We start from the raw sequence: 18,314 nt of genomic DNA, 5'->3' as shown, positions 1-18,314 counted from the left end.
TCTATGCAAGAGGAAAGTAAAACAACTTTTTGGACATGGCTGTTCTAGTAAAAAATTCGTAGATTCTTTGGTTGCCTTAAACATTGTTAAAAGAAAAACAGAAAAAGATAAAGTTACTTATTGTAAAAGAGATTTAGAATTATATGTTGAAAAAGTTGATGAGATTCTTGAAAAGTCTGTACAGATTAAAGAAATTAGTTTTATTTTAAGTGGAATTAAATTCAATAGGAATCTCTATAATAAAATTTACAAATTTATCAAAACGGTGGGATTAGAAGAGATTTCTTTACCTTTGCAAATACAAAATAAAAGTGCTATTCGCATTACAAAAGATTCCATTGAAAAGTTTGAAAATGAATATATTTCTTTAGGGGATGCATATCTGATAAATGGTATGTATTCTGAGTACGCTGCTTTTAACAAATACCTCAAAAGAGAAAACATAGTATCTTTTGAAATGTTGAAATTTAATAAAGCAATTTTTATTAAGAAAAGTGATTTAGATAAACTAATTAGTATTGATGATGTTATTGAAATAGTTCAAGTATTAAAGGAAATGAATTTACCTCGTTCAACATTGTATATTGTAATTAAGCAGCATAATATTCAAACTATCAGAGGTTTCAAAAAGAAAGTGTTTTTAAAAAAGGAGGATGCAGAAAAGCTCGTAAAATATCAATCAGAGCTGATTGAACAGTTTGAAAATGAATATTATGATTTGCATAAGATAATAGGTTTGGTAAGAAAGGAAGGTTTAGCAAAAGAAAAAGGTGAATTGTTGTCAAGTTTTACTAAAAAAGAAATACCTGAAATTTTAAGAATCCCAAAATATAAAAATAAATCCATTCTTTATAGTAAAAAAGAAGTTGATAATTATTTAGAGGAACTTAGATTTAACAATAATTCAAAAAAGATTCTGCTAGACGCTAGCCTTGATAATTATGAGAAGTATATATCTCTAATCGAATTTAATGGGATTAATATTGAATCATTGAACAATTTGACTTGGAATGAGTGGTTCAATTATATAAAAGGTGAATTGAAATATTTGAAAAAAAATATTTCAAAAACTAAAAATAAAATAATACAATTAAAAAACGTGTTTATAACTTTATATCAATTCATTGGGGAAAAGGAAGTATTTGAGTTTAAGTATAATGAAATTAAATTAGCTTTGTTTAGTGATACTGTTCCAATTGTTTATAGAATGACTTTAAGAACTTTCTTGAATAGGTTAAATAAAATGTTGATTGATGCAAAGATCAAACCTATTAACACTACCAAATTAATTGAGGTTTCAGATGAGAGTTTTAAAAGAAAAGAAATATTTGGTTATGAAGAATACAAGGCAATTTATAATGTGATTTCTGATTATAATCGTCATCTAGATTTTATAGTGAAAAATAATATCATTATGAATAAAGAGTCATTATATATAGAATTTTGGATATACAGTTTGTTGCATATATTTACGGGGCTGCGTAGCCAAAATGCGCTTGATTATAAATTACGAGTTGAAGATTTGTTGGCGAAATATTCGATAGATAGTATAGAGCAAATAAATGAGAAATATATAACAGAGGATTTATTGAATTCAATTATAAGTTATATATGCAGTGCAACTTACATTCATACTAAGAATGGTAGTAAAGCTTTGATATATTGCCCTGATTTGCTAAAGAGGTCCTTTGCGTATTCGGTAATATTGTATCAATTAAAAAAATCTACAGTTTCAACTGTTGTTGAGGATACGATAGTTTTAGAAAAGAATTATTTCTCTAAAAATATAATTAAGGATTTTTTTGGAGAGTTAGAAGAATTTCATTCAAAGAAAATGACTAAGACCCTAATGACAGTAGTAAATGAGATAGAAGTGAGAGTATCTGAAGGGACGTATGATAACACATCAAAGTTTTTAAGAGGGCATAAGGATAAGAGCAATAGAAGTACTATGAGCTATCTAGTTATTACACAAGATAGATTAGATGAAATCATCTTAGAAAATTATGATACTGGATTTTTTGGTTATCTTTATGAAAATCTAGTTGAATTTATAAAAGCTGAATCAAATGATTTAGAATTTAAAAGTAAATCAGTAATTATTAATGAGATAAAAAGTGTTTTTGGTGATACCTTAGCTTTAGAGAATATAATACAAGATATTCAAAAGTTAGTAGAAATAGAAGTATCTGAGTTTGTTGATCTCATGAAGAAAAAACAACTAGTGCTGACTAAAAATGACTTTCATAATGTAGTCACAAGAGCAAATCCTAGTAAAGCTAAAAATATTAGCTGTCTATTTAAAGATTGTGTAGATAAACAAAGAGATTGTGAAAATTGTATTTTTCATATTCCACATTTTTATTCAGTGAACCAGTTAATTAAAAGACTATATGAAAACATTGATGTTTATATTTCGATAGAGTATGAAGAAGGATTACCAGCTTATAAAATTAAAATATATAATAGTATTATTAGAGATTTGAAAGAAGTTATGATGTTTGTTAAGAAATTTGGGAAACCAGTTATTGAATATATTATGGGGGAACAATTCGAGGTATTAAAAAGCAGACTTTTAAAACTTAATAAACCGACTGGACTATAGGGGAGGAGTTTCATGGAAGAAAATTTGAACATCTTTACTTTAAATGAATACGATGAAGACTCAGTAGAGGATTCTAAAAAAATACTTAAAGATTTAAAGTTAAATTCGAAACTTAATCAAAGAGAATTTGAAGAAGATTTTTGGGAGTTCTTTTGTGAAGCAAATCATGTTTTTAATAAATTTGATTTTACTAAGTTAAATACTTATTATAAAAAAACTAAGATTTTGAAGTATAATGCGGATTTAAAAGTTTTATTGAAGTGTTGGGTTGCAAATAATATTGGAACCTATAGTCTTAGTACTATGGAGCTTGCATTAAAAGTAATAATAGATTTTTTTAATATAAGCATGGAAATGGAATCATCAAAAGTTGGAGAAATTAAAGAAGTATTAAATCGAGTAGCAGCGTATAAACAAGAGGCTTTAGTTAATGGGTTACTTAATTTGAATTTTTATGATGAAGATTTATTAAGTGAATCTTTAGTAACTTATATATCTAATTTAAAGTTTGAACATTCAAATAAAACACGTGTGATTTTTTTACTAATATTCCATGAGAAAATTAGGTCTTTTGAGATGGAACTTAGTAAAAAGCCTCATAAAGTTCAATTATTACATTATTTAATTAGAATTTGGTGGGAAATTTCGATGTTTGTCCCAATGAGACCGATAGAGGTAGCAAGAATTAAATATAAAAATATAAAAAAAGTAGATAATAAAATTCACCTTACATTTGATAGAAATAAAGGAAATGGTAATCTAAAAACTACAGTGTTGCTATCTGAGTCCACATACCAATTAATTCAGAAATATTATAAGGAATCCAGAGAATATGGAAAAAGTGTTACTTTGTTTAGTAAAAAGGCGCTACCACAAAGAAAGAGCCGTGATCAACGATTATTAGAGTATTTTAATCGCGTTAGTTTAGATTTTGCAATTAATAAATATTTATCTATGGTCTTTAACGATGCTGAAAAAGAATTATATCAAAATGATTTGAATTTATTTACACCTATAGTTACAAGACATATATCAATTATAAATTTAATACGGCAAGGGTATAATCCATATGAAATAGCAGAGTTAGCTGGCCATAGATCAACAATCACTCAATACCATTATTCAAGACATTTAGAAAATTTAATTGATGTAGATTTGTTAAATATATTTAATTCCTTTAACTATGATAAAGAAGCGAGTGTTTATACTGTATATAGACAATTTAAAAAGGTTGTAAAAAGCATTGATGAACTACCTAAAATTAGGCATGAGTTACCTATAGGGTTTTGTATTGAGGAAAATATTAGATGTCCAGTCGATGGTAGTTGCTTTGATTGTCATTTTTGGAGAATTACTAAAGACCAATTGACTATATATTATAGAGACTTAGCTGAACATAAGAAAGCAAAACAAAATCAAATAAAAGATGTTTTAATTAAAATGGTAGAGTTATATCAAAATATTCAAAAATATAAAAAGAAAAGGAAGATAGATAAGGATTTGGATATTGAATTGAAAGAAAATGCCAAGAAGTTAGAAGGCTTAATGAGCCAATTTAAAGATTTTGAGCAAGTTTTCTTTAGGGAGGTGATTAGTGATGGGCAGACATAAGATTGAACTCGATGAAAACGTAGTAGAAGCAATTTTAGATAAATATGTTGAAGATTATGGTATAACGACTAAGCTGACATATAGGGAAGTCCACGAATATTTTAATCATCTAATCGAAACAGGAGAATTTATTCATGATAAAAATGAGCTAAAGAGTTCATATTGGAGGATTCCCGGGAGACAAGGTAGAAGGTTAATTGATGAATATAATGAGAAAAATTTTGCAGATCATTTTTTAGATATAGATTTCGTTAACTATTTACATTATATACCTGAGATATGTACTGAGCCTGAAAAGTTACAAAGAACGCTAAAAATTATAGAGAAAAGTTATTTAGCTGAAATGAACAAAGTAAACAAGCTAGAGGAGCAAAATATTATTTTTGAGGAAAAGATTAAAAAACTAAATCAAAAAGTGTTCTATATGGAATCTATCTTGTTTTCGTTATCTCAATCCTCTAATAAAGATAAAAGGAAACAGATACTTAAAATGCAAATTGAGTTTTTGGAAAATTTAGAGCGTTCTATAACTGATGATTTTAATTATAATATTCAAGATTCAATGTCTGTAAATAAAGATTTTGAACAAATTTTTGATAATCTGAAAGATTAGAGGGAGGGAAATTATTTTGCAAGAAAAAAGTGAACTTAGTATGATTAAAATTGGAGTTAAAGCTAGAAATATTAAATTGACCAATGCAGATTTGTTAGTAGGTAGTGCTATTCCTCCAATTGAAAGGTTGAGAATTGTATCTCCAGAAGAAATTGAATTTATTACTGAAGAGTGGGCAGTTTTCTATTTGAATAAATAAAGTATACAAGGAGGTAAGGCAGTCATGACAGATGTGACGGATTTACTTGAAAAAGTTTTAGATGCTGGTGCTAATAATATATGGAGTGAGTTAAGAAATATAAAAGGGGCATCGTCTGAAGAAATTGAAGTTGCTAGTAGAAGATGGGTGTGGGAGCTGGTTCAAAATGCTTCGGATTGTGCTAATAAAGAATTAGGAGTAAACATTAATTTTGATTTCGATGGTGAAATTTTAAAGTTCTCACATGATGGTGAAGTTTTTATATATAAAAACTTACTTGATTTGATAACTCAAATATCTTCAAAACAAAGTTCAGATGAAGAAAAAACAGGGAAATTTGGCACTGGTTTTATTTCAACACATTTATTATCTCCTACTATAAATTTAAAAAGTTATTTTAGAAATAATAATAACAACTATATGCCATTTGAAATGTTACTTGATAGAAGTGGTGAAACATATGATGAAATTAAAAGAAATATACAAAAAGAATTAGAGTATGTAGAACAAATCAAGGAAAAGAGTAACGAAATACGCTACTCAGAAGCAGAAGGGAATTTTGAGACCTGTTTTGAATATAATGTTTCTCATTCAATAGGCTCAAAAGAAGCAGTTGAAAAGGGTATACACAATCTATTGTTAACTCTTCCGTATCTACTGACATTTAATAAAAAGATAAACTCCATTTCAATTAACGGTTTGAAGTATTGGATTGAAGAAGAACTGGTAAATGAAAATACTAGAAAAGTTACGGTCTCAAATCTTAATGAAGAAAAGACAGTAGTGATGGTCTTTAAAACAAATAATACTGAAGTAGCATTTAATATATCGTTAGAAAATTCAAATGAAATCATAGAATTGAATCCTAGAATAGCAAAAATATTTTGTGATTTTCCGTTAGTGGGAACAGAAAAATTTAGTTTTCCATTAATAATAAATAATCCAACATTGGATGTATTAAAAGACAGAGATGGTATTCATGAAGGTGCTATCAATAATATACAAATATTAGAAGAAGCTAAATCGTTATATGAAAATATCTTAAATTACGTAAGCGGTAATCATTTCAAAAGATTGCATAATTTATGCATTGTCCCAGCGTTTAATAAAACTGAATTAAATGTAAAACTACTAGAGCAGGTAACTAGTATCTATTCAAAAATCCCACTTGTTGAAACTAATATAAATGGTGTTTATATAGGACTAAGGCCAATTACAGGAGAAGAAAAGGATAATTATATATCTATACCGTTTCATAGCTCTGAAGATTTAAGAGACGAGATGTGGCATATTGTTAATTCAATGTTGAAAATGCCTATCCCAACTTTAGAAACATATAAGAATTGGATAAATATTATTCCTATTAATCGTGATATTACCGATATAAATTATCACATTTTAAAGATAAATGAAAGTCTAGATAAACTTATAGAAATTTATCAAAAAGACGAACAAGAAATTATAGATTGGTTAAATCTATTTTATGAGTTATGGAAAAAAACCTTTTTAGGTAAAGAATCTATTAATGAGGTATATATTTTAAATCAAAATTTAAAATTTAAACCGGCAAAAGAACTGAATAAAGATAGAGGGATTATCGAAGAATTTAAACAAGTTCTTACAGAATTAGGGAAAGATATCAGGAATGAACTAGTAAATACTAATTTAATAATAGCAGATGAAATTATTGATGAATATTTAGAAGATAAAGATATTATTAAGAAAATTGAACGAAAAGTAGATCTTATATTAAGTGATGAAGCTGGATTAAATAATACTAAAAATAGAGATGGAAATATTCAAAGAGCATTTAATACATTAGCTGATTGGTTCTTACAGAATCCAGATAGAGGAAAAGAACTATCTGAAAAGTTATTTAAAAATAGACCCCTTTTATCTTCTCTAGAACAAACAATAACTAGGTTTAAGATTGCGGAGAAAGTAGAATCAAATAAGATTGATATTGATGATTTAGACACTATATTCAGTAATCATAAAAAAATTGAAGAAATACTAATTGCATTAGGCAATGAACAAAATACAAATATTTTAACAGAGTTTAAACATCGTTCAATTCATAATATAGATTACTATTTATATTTTAAAGAAAAGTATGATAGATCTACTGAAAGAGTTTATGAGTATTTGAAATCGAATCGTAAATATGAGGTCCCGGAAAATTTAGAAGAATGGAAAAAAAGTAGACACTCTAGAACGGTATTTCCTGCAAAAAAAGATAATGTTTATATAAATATTATTATACGACCTAGTGATGGAGACAAAATAATTATACATGAAGATGCTGAACTTGCAGTTTTGGATAGCAGATTATATGAGTTATGGACTGATAATGGTATAGATCAACCAAAGGATATTACTCTAGGTGATATTTTGAAAACCACAGGTATAAATGTAATACCTTTACGCAAGATATACTAGAATAGAAGGTGCATTATGAAGTCTAGAATAGAACAAGTAATTAAAGATAAAATTAGAAGCAATATATTATATATAGACTATCCTCTTACTAATATTAAGTTTGCCAAATATATTTGCGGATTAGCGAATAAAGAAGGCGGAATGATAATATTAGGCGTTTATGATGATGGGATAAACCTTCATATAAAAAATTATCCATTTAGTGTAAATGAAATACTAATAAGGCAATTACTAAGTCATCCATTAGAATTTAAAGTTGAAGATTATCTTATAGAGAATGGAAAATTAAGAGTACTCATTGTTGATAAAGCTGAAAATTTGATTAAAGTTGAGGGAGTAGCATATATGTATAGTGATAATGGGAATTTTGAGGAGATTACAGAAAAAACAATTTTTATGTCTTATACGCATAATGAGACCAATATAGCATCATTAATAGAGCAAAAATTAGGAGATAGATGTGGTGAAAGAATCAAAATTTCTAGAGATATAAATAGATTGAAATATAAAGATAGTATTAAAGAATATATGGAAACAATTAAAAAACATGATTTTGTAATTTCAATTATTAGTGACAAATATTTAAAGTCACAAGCCTGTATGTATGAAATTTTAGAATTAATGAGGGATAGAGATTATTATAAAAAACTGTTATTTACAGTTATTTCGGAATCTGACGTTGATACATACTTTGGGGAAAGTGAAGAACAAGTTAAACCTACACTTTATAGTGCCGAAAGATTTAATTACATTACTTATTGGCAAGAAAAGTTAGAACAACTTAAAACAACAGAAAAGAAAATTACCAATCCTGCTCATAAATCTGAGTTAGTAAGCGAAATAAAAGAAGTTGAATTAATTACTATAAATATCGGAGATTTTATAGAGAAACTTAAAGATGGTATAGGAGTTAGTATATCGGAACTCGTACAAAAGGACTTTGATCAATTCTACGAAATAATTATGCAATAATTATTTAAATTAATAAGAGGCTGCGGACCATTTTTAATAAAGATCCACAGCCTTTTATTTTGTTTTTTTGAATTCTAGAATACCGTCAATTATTTTTGATAAAGAATCTAATTCAATAATATTTAGAGTAGCTACTTTGTCCATTAAAATTATCAATGCTTCTTTTTTATTGTAATACTCTGTATTATCAACAGTTAAGGTGTGGAAAGATACAATCTCTTGTAGGCTTGCTTCCAACCCGATTGAAATTTTTTCTAATGACTCAATGGTAATATTTCTCTCTCCGCGTTCGACTCCAGCTAAGTAGGTAATATGTATTTCGCATCTTTCAGCTAAATCATCTCTAGATAAGCCTTTTAATAGTCTTAATTTTTGGCTGTTTTCTCAAAGATTGTTGCTATTGTAATAAAGGACAGTAAAATGAGTAAAGGATAACACATACTTACTTTGGAAGGTAATCGGATTGATAACCAAAGCTGAAATGATAGAACAACTGTCGTCTTTTAATAAAGGTTGATAATTTGAAACAAAGTTCGATGATTTATAATAAAGTTTGATAAAAAACAACCTGAAGATACAACTTTGAAAGAACTAGAGTTCATTACATATCAATCGAAGGGACAAGAATAATTTAATAAGTGACATGGTTAATGTTCATCCCAACCCCAAATACTTACAATTAAATGGTATAATGTAAGAATAGTGTACTAGGAGGATTAGAATGCAAATGAAAATTAATATACCTACTGATAGCGAGGGTTATTATTCTCTTGAATGTCCGCATTGTAAGGAGCGATTTAAAGCTTTGGCAGGAGATATTGATGCTGAAGATATATTGGAGTTATTTTGTCCTTCTTGTGGATTAGTGGGTAATAGTTCAAGCTTTTTCCCGAAAGATGTTATTGAACACGCTGAGGCACTTGTATTAAATTTTATGCAACAAGAAATTTTTAAATCTTTTAAACAGACGAGTAGAAAAGTAAAAGGGTCTGGAGTAACTATTAAAACTAAGAAACCAAAAGAAGAAGCACCAAAATTATTAACGGAAGATGAAGATTTAGAGATAATTGACTTATTTTGTTGTGACAAAACAATTAAGGTCAACCTTAACCATAAAGTATCAAATGTTTATTGTCCGTTTTGTGGGGTGAATTAAATGAGTCAAGAAGTTTTACTTTCAGAAAATGAGTATAAAAAGTTATCAGTAAAATTTAGAAAAATTGCAAGTAGGTTTTTGAATTCTGACTTTGAGGATGCAAGAGATAATTTGGATAGGTTTTTGATTTTTATTGAAGATTGTCCAACAATCAAAATTTTCATTGAAGAGAATAACGTTTCTGAATATGATTTCAATGATTTTTTTGAGAAGAAAGAATTTAATGAAACTATAAAGTTACCTATACGTGCATCAGAAGAAATTGCTTTCATTTATCAATTACTTAATTATATATCACAAAATAATATAAGTTATCGTGGAGTGTTCATGGGTTACGGTAGGAAGTTTCAAGAAGCATGCGATAATTTCCATAATCAAGTTGTGAAACCACTTGTTGACCACATTGTAACTTATTTAGGGGAGATGGCGATAGATATGGGATTAGATCAAAAATCAGGCACTCAATTCAATATAACAGGGTTTAAAGGACAGATTAACCATGCTGAAGGACAAGCGTCAATTACTGCTAATCAAGTTTACAATGAAGCTGATGTTCAGGCAGTAAAGGACATTGCACAAGAGTATGCTCAAGCTTTGTTTGCAGATGCATCTATTCCTGATTCAGATAAAGAAGATGCGGTAGAGTTACTGGAGGCTGCGGTTCAAGAACTAGAGTCCGAAAAACCTAAAAAAGCAATCGTGAAAATGGCAATGGAGAAAATAAGAAATATTAATGAAATTGCTGCTACTGGTAGTGCAGTGGTTACTTTTGGCGGTCAAGTACTCCAAGCATTCCAAGGTATAATAGGTTAAACATTTGCCCGAGTTGATTCTATGTAGTTTGTAGATTAACTCGGGTTCTATTTTATGTGTAGCGTTGAAATAATAGTTACACCGTTTATAAAAAAGTTGCGATAAAATAAGAAATTTAAAACCATAGAAATGTTGATTTAATAGGTTTCCGTATATTATGTAGATACATTTGTAACAAAACTTGCCGTAAAATTGGGACTAGACTGTCAAGAATTGATAGAATAAGAATTCTCGGAATTCATTATGGCTGAAAATCGAAGGAATGGGAGTATGATGACTTTGAAGAAAGAGAAAATCGAAATTCGTTTTAAAAATTTGCCATTTTTATTAAACGATATGGAGAAAAAGGAATGGATTATTGATTCATTTCTCTTTAAATACAAAAAAGAACAATATATTGTTATATTAACTCTTTATGGTGATAAGGAGCGAAAACCAGGTAAGTATGCAAAAGCTAAAGTTGAATTTGTAAAAAATAACAATACGAATCATTCCATTAAAGGATATATTGATTTCTATGAAGTACGTTTTAATAATGTAAAAGATTTTTGTGATTTTTTTGGTGTTGAAAGTGGAAATGCAATGAGAGATTTATTCAAAGATTTTTCTCAAGTTTTTTCTGATTTTATTCCTAAAGAAAAAATAATTTCGAAAAGTGATACAGAAAGAAAGTTAATTGGTAGTCGTGCAGAGGGAAATAACCCTAATGCAGTATACTGTTATGATATACGTCGAAACGGTAGGAAAACTGATGGATCACCCAACGAACGTAGCATTGAAAATAGTAATAAAGCACAATCACTACTTCCTGAACTATATGAACAATTTTTTAGGGAGAAGAATTTGAGCTTTTACTTTTCAGATAAAAAAGAACTGGGAAAAAGTGATGATGAATTAAGGAAAGCAATTGCAAGTCGATAAACCTTTTACTGTAAACGATTATTATCATTGTGGGAAAAGTAGAGGGTAGTATACATCCAACTAAGAAGATAGTTCAGATTCGTATATAAATTTTACTATTCTCATCATAATGACAGGGCAGGGGAAGTCTCCAATTGTAGCGAATGGCAGACATACGGATTGTGATTACAATAAGAAAGATAAGCGTGAGCTCAAGGGGAGAGCCCCATCCAATCTAAATAGAGATTGCACATAAAATTGTAAGAATAGCATGAATAAATTACCTCAAATAACTAAAGTGTATAGTTTTTATAATTCAAAGATTTCAACTTACTAAACTTATGTTAAGTAACAATAAAGTTGTTTAAATTACAATAAAGCCTTTTAAAAAAATAATAAAGTTGTTTAGTCAACAAACGGGCCAGATTGTGGAATAACGAATTTAAATAATTTGAGGGAATTATGTTAAAATAGGGGTCATTGTGTTCAACCAATTAATACCTACATAAGAAGGAGTAAGATAATGCGTTCTACGAAATTAATGTTATTTGGTATCTCAATAATGATAATCTCATTATTTATTCAAAATGAAGAAGGAATTAGATTTTATGGTAACGAGATATTTATATTAGCTTTTGGTTTTATCTTGACACTAATTGGATTCTTTATTAAAGGGAAAAGTAATAACAGTTAAAGTATATATCCTAAAACGAGAATTAAATAATGAACTTCCACAAACGGGCGCATTTCTTTAGTAAGGAGGAATGCGTCTTTCTTCATTTAAGGGCCCGTTTGTTGAATAACATCGTTAAGGAAATTCAGGGTAATTATGTTAAAATTTAGGTTATATTGTGAATTAATGTACTTAAACTAACGAAACAGGTTAGTTTAAAATTTAAATGTAGATGAATCAATTTCATATCTCTGAGCCCTTTGGGCTCTAAGTTTAAAACGACAAAAAAATAGGGTACCTCCCCAAATCCTGTATAATGAGAGTTACGACACACACATTAACAGACTGGAGAGATACCCCTATGTCCATTATACGACAAGAAAGCCTGTTTGACATGCAAGTTTTATTCGATTTGGAACCTACTCAACGTTTTAATTCGGTTTTATCCGGTATTGACATTCATCCAATCCTAGATGTTGTGATGAAAAGGTCGGTTGATCGGCTTTCCCAACTACAACTTTCTGTAGCATAATTAGCTATTTATACGTTTTTTTAAGAAATCATCGAAATTCTGTTTCTTTATGATTTTTTAAAAGTGCGTATTATGAAATTGATTCTACTACATAATATAAAATTATATTTTTAAGGAGAACAAGATGAAAATAGAACGTATGTTAACCATTATTGTGATGTTACTTAATAGAAATCGTGTAACAGCAAATGAATTGGCTGAGAAATTTGAAGTGTCGGTCCGGACTATTTACCGAGATATTGAAACAATCAATCTAGCTGGTATTCCCATCATTTCCCATTCCGGAAACAATGGTGGATTCAGCATTTATGAGAGTTATAAATTAAATCATCAAGTACTAACTCTTAATAACCTGTCCTCCCTTCTTTCTGTTCTCAAGGATATTAATTTCACAGTTGACGACATTGAGTTAGAATCATCCATAGAAAAACTACAAAATATCATTCCTGAAAACAAGGTAGATTATCTAAAGCTGCATATGGAACAAATCATCATTGATTTACATCCTTATGGAGACTCTCCAAATCAAAAAGCATTAGTTAAGACGCTAAGGAAAGCTATTACACAGACTAATTTACTGACTATTGACTACAGAAATTATGATAATATCGTCAGCAAAAGACAAGTTGAGCCTATGTCGCTCATATTTAAAAATTATACTTGGTATTTATTTGCTTATTGTCTTTTAAAAGAAGACTTCAGAATATTTAGAGTTTCCCGTATAAGTGATTTTCACATTGAAAATCACTCATTTGAACGTCGAGAAAAATCCTATCACGAGATTATGGCATTATTAAATGAACAAACAACAATGACAACAATTGTCTTAAAAGTTTCCCCTCAAATGAAGTCTCGTGTGAAGGATGTTTTTAATAAAGAAGATATTGCGGTGTTAGAAACAGGTGAACTTCTTGTTACAGCTACATTCCCCGAAAAAGAATGGTTGTTCTCTCTCATATTTAGTTTTGGAGAGCATATAGAGGTCTTAGCTCCAAAAGAAATGCGCAAAAAAATTGCTTCCAAACTCAGATTGATGGCTGACAAATATCATTAAGTGAGTTTCTCAAAGCTGACAGACCGTTGTCAAACGTCCATGATAATATTGTCATTGTAAGATACTTTTATTTTAATTAGGAGGATGTTAAATGACAAACAATTATGAATTTCCAACACCAACACTTATCTCAGGTAACGGTGTGGAGCTAGAGGTTTTTGAAGCTGGACAAAAAAATGGGGGGCAACCTATCGTTCTCTGCCACGGATGGCCAGAGCATGCCTTTTCTTGGAGACATCAAGTGACTCCTCTTGTAGAAGCAGGTTATCACGTTATTATTCCTAATCAACGAGGGTATGGAGAGTCTTCTTGTCCAAAAGAAGTCACAAAATATGATATTGAACATTTAACGGGTGATCTTGTTGCTCTTTTGGATCACTACCAATACAAAGATGCCATTTTTATGGGCCATGATTGGGGCGCAAGTGTTGTTTGGAGTATGGCTTTGCTGCATCCAGAACGTGTTAATAAAATGATTAACTTATGCTTGCCCTACCAAGTTCGAGGAGAGAGACCTTGGATTGATTTTATGGAAGAAGCTTTTGGCGATGATTACTATTTTGTTCACTTTAACAAACAACCAGGTGTTGCAGATGCTGTATTAGACGAAAATGCAGCCCAATTTCTTCGTAACTTATATCGAAAGAATGTTCCATCACAAGGCTCTGTTGAAGGAATGGAAATGATTAATCTAGCTAAAGCAACCCAGCCGTTAGGTGAACCTGTTATGAGCGATGATGATCTTTCTGTTTATATCACAGCCTTCAATAAGACAGGTTTCACTCCAAGCATCAATTGGTACAGAAATTTAAATCGCAATTGGCATTTATTAGGTGATGTATCTCCTATTCTTCATCAGCCAACATTGATGATTTATGGTGAGAAAGATATTATTCCGCCGCTTCCAAATATAAAAGATTTTGTACCTAATATAGACATTAAGAGTTTAAACACTGGTCATTGGATTCAAGAAGAAAGACCTGAAGAGCTTAATCAAATGATTTTAGAATGGCTGGAAAAATGAGTGAAGTGCTATTTTTTAGTAATCAAACAGAATTTATTGATTGGTTGGATATTCATCACCAAACAGCTAGTGAAATTTGGGTAGTTTTTTTTAAGAAAAAGACCAATAAAGCAAGTCTCACTTGGTCCGAATCAGTAGATTGTGCACTGTCATTTGGTTGGATTGATGGGATACGAAAAACAGTTGATGAAGATTGCTATAAAATTCGCTTTACTCCACGTAAGCCTAATAGCCTCTGGAGTAAAGTTAATGTGCAAAAGGTGCATAAACTGATAGAACACAATCAAATGAGGCCTGAGGGATTGACTGTTTTCAATCAAAGAAATGATCAAACAGGTTATTCTTCCGTTCATAGGAACGTTACTTTAACGAAAGAATATGAGGATGAAATTAGAAAACATCCAAGTTCTTGGGAATTTTTTAATCAGCTTCCACCTTCGTACAGAAGAGATTCTATTTGGTGGGTAATGAGTGCTAAAAAAGAAGAAACTCGGCTAAGAAGATTGAATCGATTAATTGTTTCATGGGACAAGGGAGAAATGTTAAGACCCTAGATTTTCATTTTGCTTCATTGTCGCAAAGAGAGTATGTAAGGGGTTATGCATTTCGCTAATCAATCAAAAAAACAACGCCGTTAAATGTCAAGCCCGTTAGAATAGACACTGAATAAAATCCTTAAAAGGCATGAACCCTAAATTCTAACAGAAAGCATGTCTTTTAGTTTCCTTTGAGGCATATCTGTATTGTACTTAATTTGACAATTCTATTGAATAAAACAAACAAAGAAGAATAACAGATGAATGTAAAGAACCTAACTAAGGAAAACAAAGATTATACGATCGGATTAAGACATCATTTTCACCAGTACCTTGGAACTAGATTAATCGCAATGTTATAAGACAATAAAGACCATCCAATAATTGGGTCAAGAACGGACATTGATGCACTACCAGTCAAAGAAGACACTGGATTACCTTTTGCCTCGAAATATAAGAAAAAGTCATTGTTTAATTAATGATTCATTGTTACTCAACAATCGGGCGCTTTCCTGGAAACATGGAAAGTGCCTTTTAGATTAATTAGAGTTCAAAACTATCACTATTTTTTAGGTTGTTGAATATCTTTGTATGAAAAAATCTTTCATTGAACATAATAGAATTTAGAATTAATAGATTTATAGGTGGGGGAGTGAAAGACACATGTTATTATCCGAAGCATGGAAAAGGTATCAACAGGATAAAAAAATCGAGGGATATTCATCGCTTACATTAAAAACATATTGTTTTCAATACAATCTATTATTACGATTTTTTGGTGATATTGATATGAACGAATTTAATACAGATAGATTAAAAGAATATTTAATACGATCAGGAGACCACTTAAAGCCTTCTAGTTTAGGACATAGGATTCGTTGTGTTAAATCATTATTTAGATGGTCACATGAAGAAGGTTATACTCTAAAAAATCCTGCAGCTAAATTAAAAGAGCCGAAATTAGGTAAAAGGATTCCTAAATTTCTCTCAGAATTAGAGATAGAACATCTAAGGGAAGCTTGTCAAACAACGATGGAGAAAGCACTATTTGAGTTTATGTATTCAACCGGCTGCCGTATTGGTGAAATTGTAAAATTAAATCGAGAAGATATCGATTTTCAATCGAATTCAGTAATTGTACAAGGGAAAGGTAATAAAGAAAGGGAAGTGTACTTTAATACCCGCTGTTCTATTTGGTTAAAAAGGTATTTAGATGAACGAGAGGATAAGGAACCTTGTTTGTTTATTACGGACAGAAGGCCGAAAAGACGAATGAGCATTGATAATTTAAGATATATTATCAAGCGCATATCAAATCGTGCAAGTATAAAAAAGAGTATACATCCGCATCAATTACGACACAGCTATGCAACGCATATGATTAATAACGGTGCGCCAATTGATGTCATACAAAGTTTACTAGGTCATGAAAAGAGTGAGACTACAAAGATATACGCTCAGCTAAGCGGAAAGCTAAGACAGGATTTATACAGTAAATACTTTTAAAAAACTTTCATTCAATTAAGACACTCATGGAGAAATGGGTGTTTTTTGTTATAGGGCGCAATTCTGTAATAAGGATCAGCGCTCGATTTCATTATAGGGCCAGTTAGTTAAAGAAGACATACTTAAACAAAACATGTGAGTAGTTTGATAATACGATAATAATTAGACAAGCATTCGGAACTCGTTGAATGAGCAACAATACTTTGGTTTTTGGTGAAATATATAACTTTCAAGTAAACTTAATAAATACTAATAGATGGATTTTTGTTGTGATTCTTTATTTTGAAAATGAACGATTTTTCCCAGTAAATCGTATTACATATAAATCATTATTGTATGGAGTAGATCTCATGGATGAAAAGGATTTAATTCGAAAAGCGAAAAAAGGAGATACATTGGCTCTTTCGAAACTGCTACAACAGAATTATTCGTTCCTCGTAAAGTATTTAATGAAAGTTACTCTTCATCCACAAATCGCAGAAGATTTAGCACAAGAGACGATGATGAAGTGTATTGAAAAAATCCAACTGTATAATGGTGAATCCAAGTTTTCATCATGGCTCATCACAATCGCAACGAACCTTTTTATCGATCACCAGCGCAGAAAGAAGCGGGAGGAAAACTGGCTAGAGCAGGAACAAGCGCTCCGAAAAATGAAATGGAATGCAGCCATTATGAACGAAGAATGGAATGATGTACTTGATGTACTTGCTCAAATTAATGAAGAAATACGTATGCCAATCGTGTTAAAGCATTATTACGGATATTCATATAAGGAAATTGGAAAAATGATGGGTATTGCAGAAGGAACAGTAAAATCTCGAGTTTCAAATGGTCTAAAAAGTGTACGAAAGGAGTTGGCTGAACTTGAAAGAGTATGATTCTAAAAATAGTCATTCTATGTTGGATGATGAAAATGAATTAACGGTTAAGCAATTAATAGATGGTTTAGAAAAACTGGATCAATGGAATCCAGTATCTACTCCAAGCTTACAATGGTTTCAACAGAATGTTGAATTAGAGAAAAAAAGAATACGAAAAAAACAATGGAAAGACCTCCTCACGTTTATCTCTGTTGCAGTATTTGTGCTTTCGGTTGGGATTGCTGTCGTTTATCGTCAGCCAATTCTTTTTCTTTATTTTCAGCTTGTGGGGATTATCTTATTGCCCTTAGCGCTTAAAAAAACTAGAAAGAAGGTCAGTAATGAATGATCTCAAATGAACTAAGTAGCACACCGCTTTGGTTATGCATCGTGATTGCATTCATTCTGATTTGTCAGAGCTCATGGATGTTTTGGGATGCACGGAAGAGGGGACACAATGCTTGGCTATGGGGCTTTTTAGGCCTTATTCAATTTCCAGCGTATCTTATTATCTATCTTATTTTTACAAGAAAAATATTTAAAAGAAAGGTCTCAGGATCAAATTCCTGAGATTTTTTTTATTTATTTTTTCGTGAGTGAACGATTAGACGAACGTAATCGTATTAAGGGTAAATAAACAATTTGGAGGAGAAAAAAATGAATGAACTAGTAAATGGAATCCTATGGGAAAGGATTGCGCAAATTCTTGTCTTACAATGATTACCGCATTAGTTTGGTTGTATTAGAAATGAAAAAATTGAATCTCTTGTAAGCAATTTTGAGAAATTACTTGATAAATATCTTTTGGAAGGCAGCTT

15 protein-coding genes and 1 pseudogene are annotated in these 18,314 nt (G+C 30.2%); 15 read left to right on the top strand and 1 reads right to left on the bottom strand.

The window, feature by feature from the left end; genetic code table 11:
* Window positions 1–67: 67 nt before the first annotated feature.
* From C9J31_RS14930 to C9J31_RS14905, 6 genes are read left to right on the top strand one after another with little or no spacing between them, the layout of a single operon-like run.
* Window positions 68–2,605 (top strand): hypothetical protein, encoded by a 2,538-nt coding sequence (locus C9J31_RS14930; RefSeq protein WP_107950157.1) that lies wholly within the window; start codon window positions 68–70, stop codon window positions 2,603–2,605.
* Window positions 2,606–2,617: 12 nt separating this feature from the next.
* Window positions 2,618–4,216 (top strand): site-specific integrase, encoded by a 1,599-nt coding sequence (locus tag C9J31_RS14925; RefSeq protein ID WP_107950155.1) that lies wholly within the window; start codon window positions 2,618–2,620, stop codon window positions 4,214–4,216.
* Entirely contained in the window at window positions 4,203–4,829 is a 627-nt protein-coding gene (locus C9J31_RS14920; protein WP_107950153.1) for a hypothetical protein, read from the top strand. Before C9J31_RS14925 ends, C9J31_RS14920 begins: the two co-directional genes overlap by 14 nt.
* Before the next feature lie 16 nt (window positions 4,830–4,845).
* A complete protein-coding gene (locus C9J31_RS14915) occupies window positions 4,846–5,028 on the top strand; it encodes a hypothetical protein (protein WP_107950151.1) in 183 nt (60 codons plus the stop codon).
* Window positions 5,029–5,052: 24 nt separating this feature from the next.
* Window positions 5,053–7,467, top strand: coding sequence for a sacsin N-terminal ATP-binding-like domain-containing protein (locus C9J31_RS14910; protein WP_107950149.1), 2,415 nt, complete (start codon window positions 5,053–5,055; stop codon window positions 7,465–7,467).
* Between the two features lie 15 nt (window positions 7,468–7,482).
* On the top strand, window positions 7,483–8,439 hold the full coding sequence (locus C9J31_RS14905) for an RNA-binding domain-containing protein (RefSeq protein WP_107950147.1): 957 nt from the start codon (window positions 7,483–7,485) through the stop codon (window positions 8,437–8,439).
* A 54-nt stretch (window positions 8,440–8,493) separates the two neighbouring features.
* Here the strand turns inward: C9J31_RS14905 and C9J31_RS24325 are convergent.
* A pseudogene (locus tag C9J31_RS24325) lies at window positions 8,494–8,799 on the bottom strand (helix-turn-helix domain-containing protein); the annotation flags it as partial.
* Window positions 8,800–9,160: 361 nt separating this feature from the next.
* Between C9J31_RS24325 and C9J31_RS14895 the strand changes: the two are divergent.
* The 9 genes from C9J31_RS14895 to C9J31_RS14855 all read left to right on the top strand — a co-directional run bounded on the left by C9J31_RS14895 (window position 9,161) and on the right by C9J31_RS14855 (window position 17,845).
* The gene (locus C9J31_RS14895; RefSeq protein WP_107950143.1) at window positions 9,161–9,595 is read left to right on the top strand and encodes a hypothetical protein; all 435 of its coding nucleotides are present in this window, start codon (window positions 9,161–9,163) and stop codon (window positions 9,593–9,595) included.
* A complete protein-coding gene (locus C9J31_RS14890; protein WP_107950141.1) occupies window positions 9,596–10,408 on the top strand; it encodes a hypothetical protein in 813 nt (270 codons plus the stop codon).
* Window positions 10,409–10,687: 279 nt separating this feature from the next.
* Window positions 10,688–11,329 (top strand): DUF6037 family protein, encoded by a 642-nt coding sequence (locus C9J31_RS14885; RefSeq protein ID WP_202973812.1) that lies wholly within the window; start codon window positions 10,688–10,690, stop codon window positions 11,327–11,329.
* A gap of 1,308 nt (window positions 11,330–12,637) precedes the next feature.
* Complete coding sequence (locus C9J31_RS14880; protein WP_010861406.1) at window positions 12,638–13,567, top strand: helix-turn-helix transcriptional regulator; 930 nt, start codon at window positions 12,638–12,640, stop codon at window positions 13,565–13,567.
* A gap of 91 nt (window positions 13,568–13,658) precedes the next feature.
* Window positions 13,659–14,591: an alpha/beta fold hydrolase gene (locus C9J31_RS14875; RefSeq protein WP_010861405.1), complete on the top strand. Its 933-nt coding sequence runs from the start codon at window positions 13,659–13,661 to the stop codon at window positions 14,589–14,591.
* Window positions 14,588–15,145, top strand: a complete 558-nt coding sequence (locus C9J31_RS14870) for a YdeI/OmpD-associated family protein (protein ID WP_107950305.1) — start codon at window positions 14,588–14,590, stop codon at window positions 15,143–15,145. Before C9J31_RS14875 ends, C9J31_RS14870 begins: the two co-directional genes overlap by 4 nt.
* Window positions 15,146–15,790: 645 nt before the next feature.
* Window positions 15,791–16,633, top strand: a complete 843-nt coding sequence (gene xerA, locus C9J31_RS14865) for a site-specific tyrosine recombinase/integron integrase (protein WP_107950139.1) — start codon at window positions 15,791–15,793, stop codon at window positions 16,631–16,633.
* Between the two features lie 188 nt (window positions 16,634–16,821).
* Complete coding sequence (sigY, locus tag C9J31_RS14860; protein WP_338016372.1) at window positions 16,822–17,514, top strand: RNA polymerase sigma factor SigY; 693 nt, start codon at window positions 16,822–16,824, stop codon at window positions 17,512–17,514.
* Complete coding sequence (locus C9J31_RS14855) at window positions 17,501–17,845, top strand: YxlC family protein (RefSeq protein WP_107950135.1); 345 nt, start codon at window positions 17,501–17,503, stop codon at window positions 17,843–17,845. The genes sigY and C9J31_RS14855 overlap by 14 nt, the downstream gene beginning before the upstream one ends.
* Window positions 17,846–18,314 lie beyond the last annotated feature (469 nt).

Origin of the sequence: Lysinibacillus parviboronicapiens, from assembly GCF_003049605.2 — a bacterium.
Classification (GTDB): domain Bacteria; phylum Bacillota; class Bacilli; order Bacillales_A; family Planococcaceae; genus Lysinibacillus; species Lysinibacillus parviboronicapiens.
The sequence above is the reverse complement of the archived record's forward strand: the minus strand, read 5'-3'. Positions and strand labels throughout refer to the sequence as shown.

Bases quoted from the DNA above. Each gene is read 5' to 3' on its own strand.
- C9J31_RS14875 (WP_010861405.1), top strand. From the start codon at position 13,659: ATGACAAACAATTATGAATTTCCAACACCAACACTTATCTCAGGTAAC.
- C9J31_RS14925 (WP_107950155.1), top strand. From the start codon at position 2,618: ATGGAAGAAAATTTGAACATCTTTACTTTAAATGAATACGATGAAGAC.
- C9J31_RS14895 (WP_107950143.1), top strand. From the start codon at position 9,161: ATGCAAATGAAAATTAATATACCTACTGATAGCGAGGGTTATTATTCT.
- C9J31_RS14870 (WP_107950305.1), top strand. From the start codon at position 14,588: ATGAGTGAAGTGCTATTTTTTAGTAATCAAACAGAATTTATTGATTGG.
- C9J31_RS14890 (WP_107950141.1), top strand. From the start codon at position 9,596: ATGAGTCAAGAAGTTTTACTTTCAGAAAATGAGTATAAAAAGTTATCA.
- C9J31_RS14880 (WP_010861406.1), top strand. From the start codon at position 12,638: ATGAAAATAGAACGTATGTTAACCATTATTGTGATGTTACTTAATAGA.
- xerA (WP_107950139.1), top strand. From the start codon at position 15,791: ATGTTATTATCCGAAGCATGGAAAAGGTATCAACAGGATAAAAAAATC.
- C9J31_RS14910 (WP_107950149.1), top strand. From the start codon at position 5,053: ATGACAGATGTGACGGATTTACTTGAAAAAGTTTTAGATGCTGGTGCT.
- sigY (WP_338016372.1), top strand. From the start codon at position 16,822: ATGAGCAACAATACTTTGGTTTTTGGTGAAATATATAACTTTCAAGTA.
- C9J31_RS14905 (WP_107950147.1), top strand. From the start codon at position 7,483: ATGAAGTCTAGAATAGAACAAGTAATTAAAGATAAAATTAGAAGCAAT.
- C9J31_RS14920 (WP_107950153.1), top strand. From the start codon at position 4,203: ATGGGCAGACATAAGATTGAACTCGATGAAAACGTAGTAGAAGCAATT.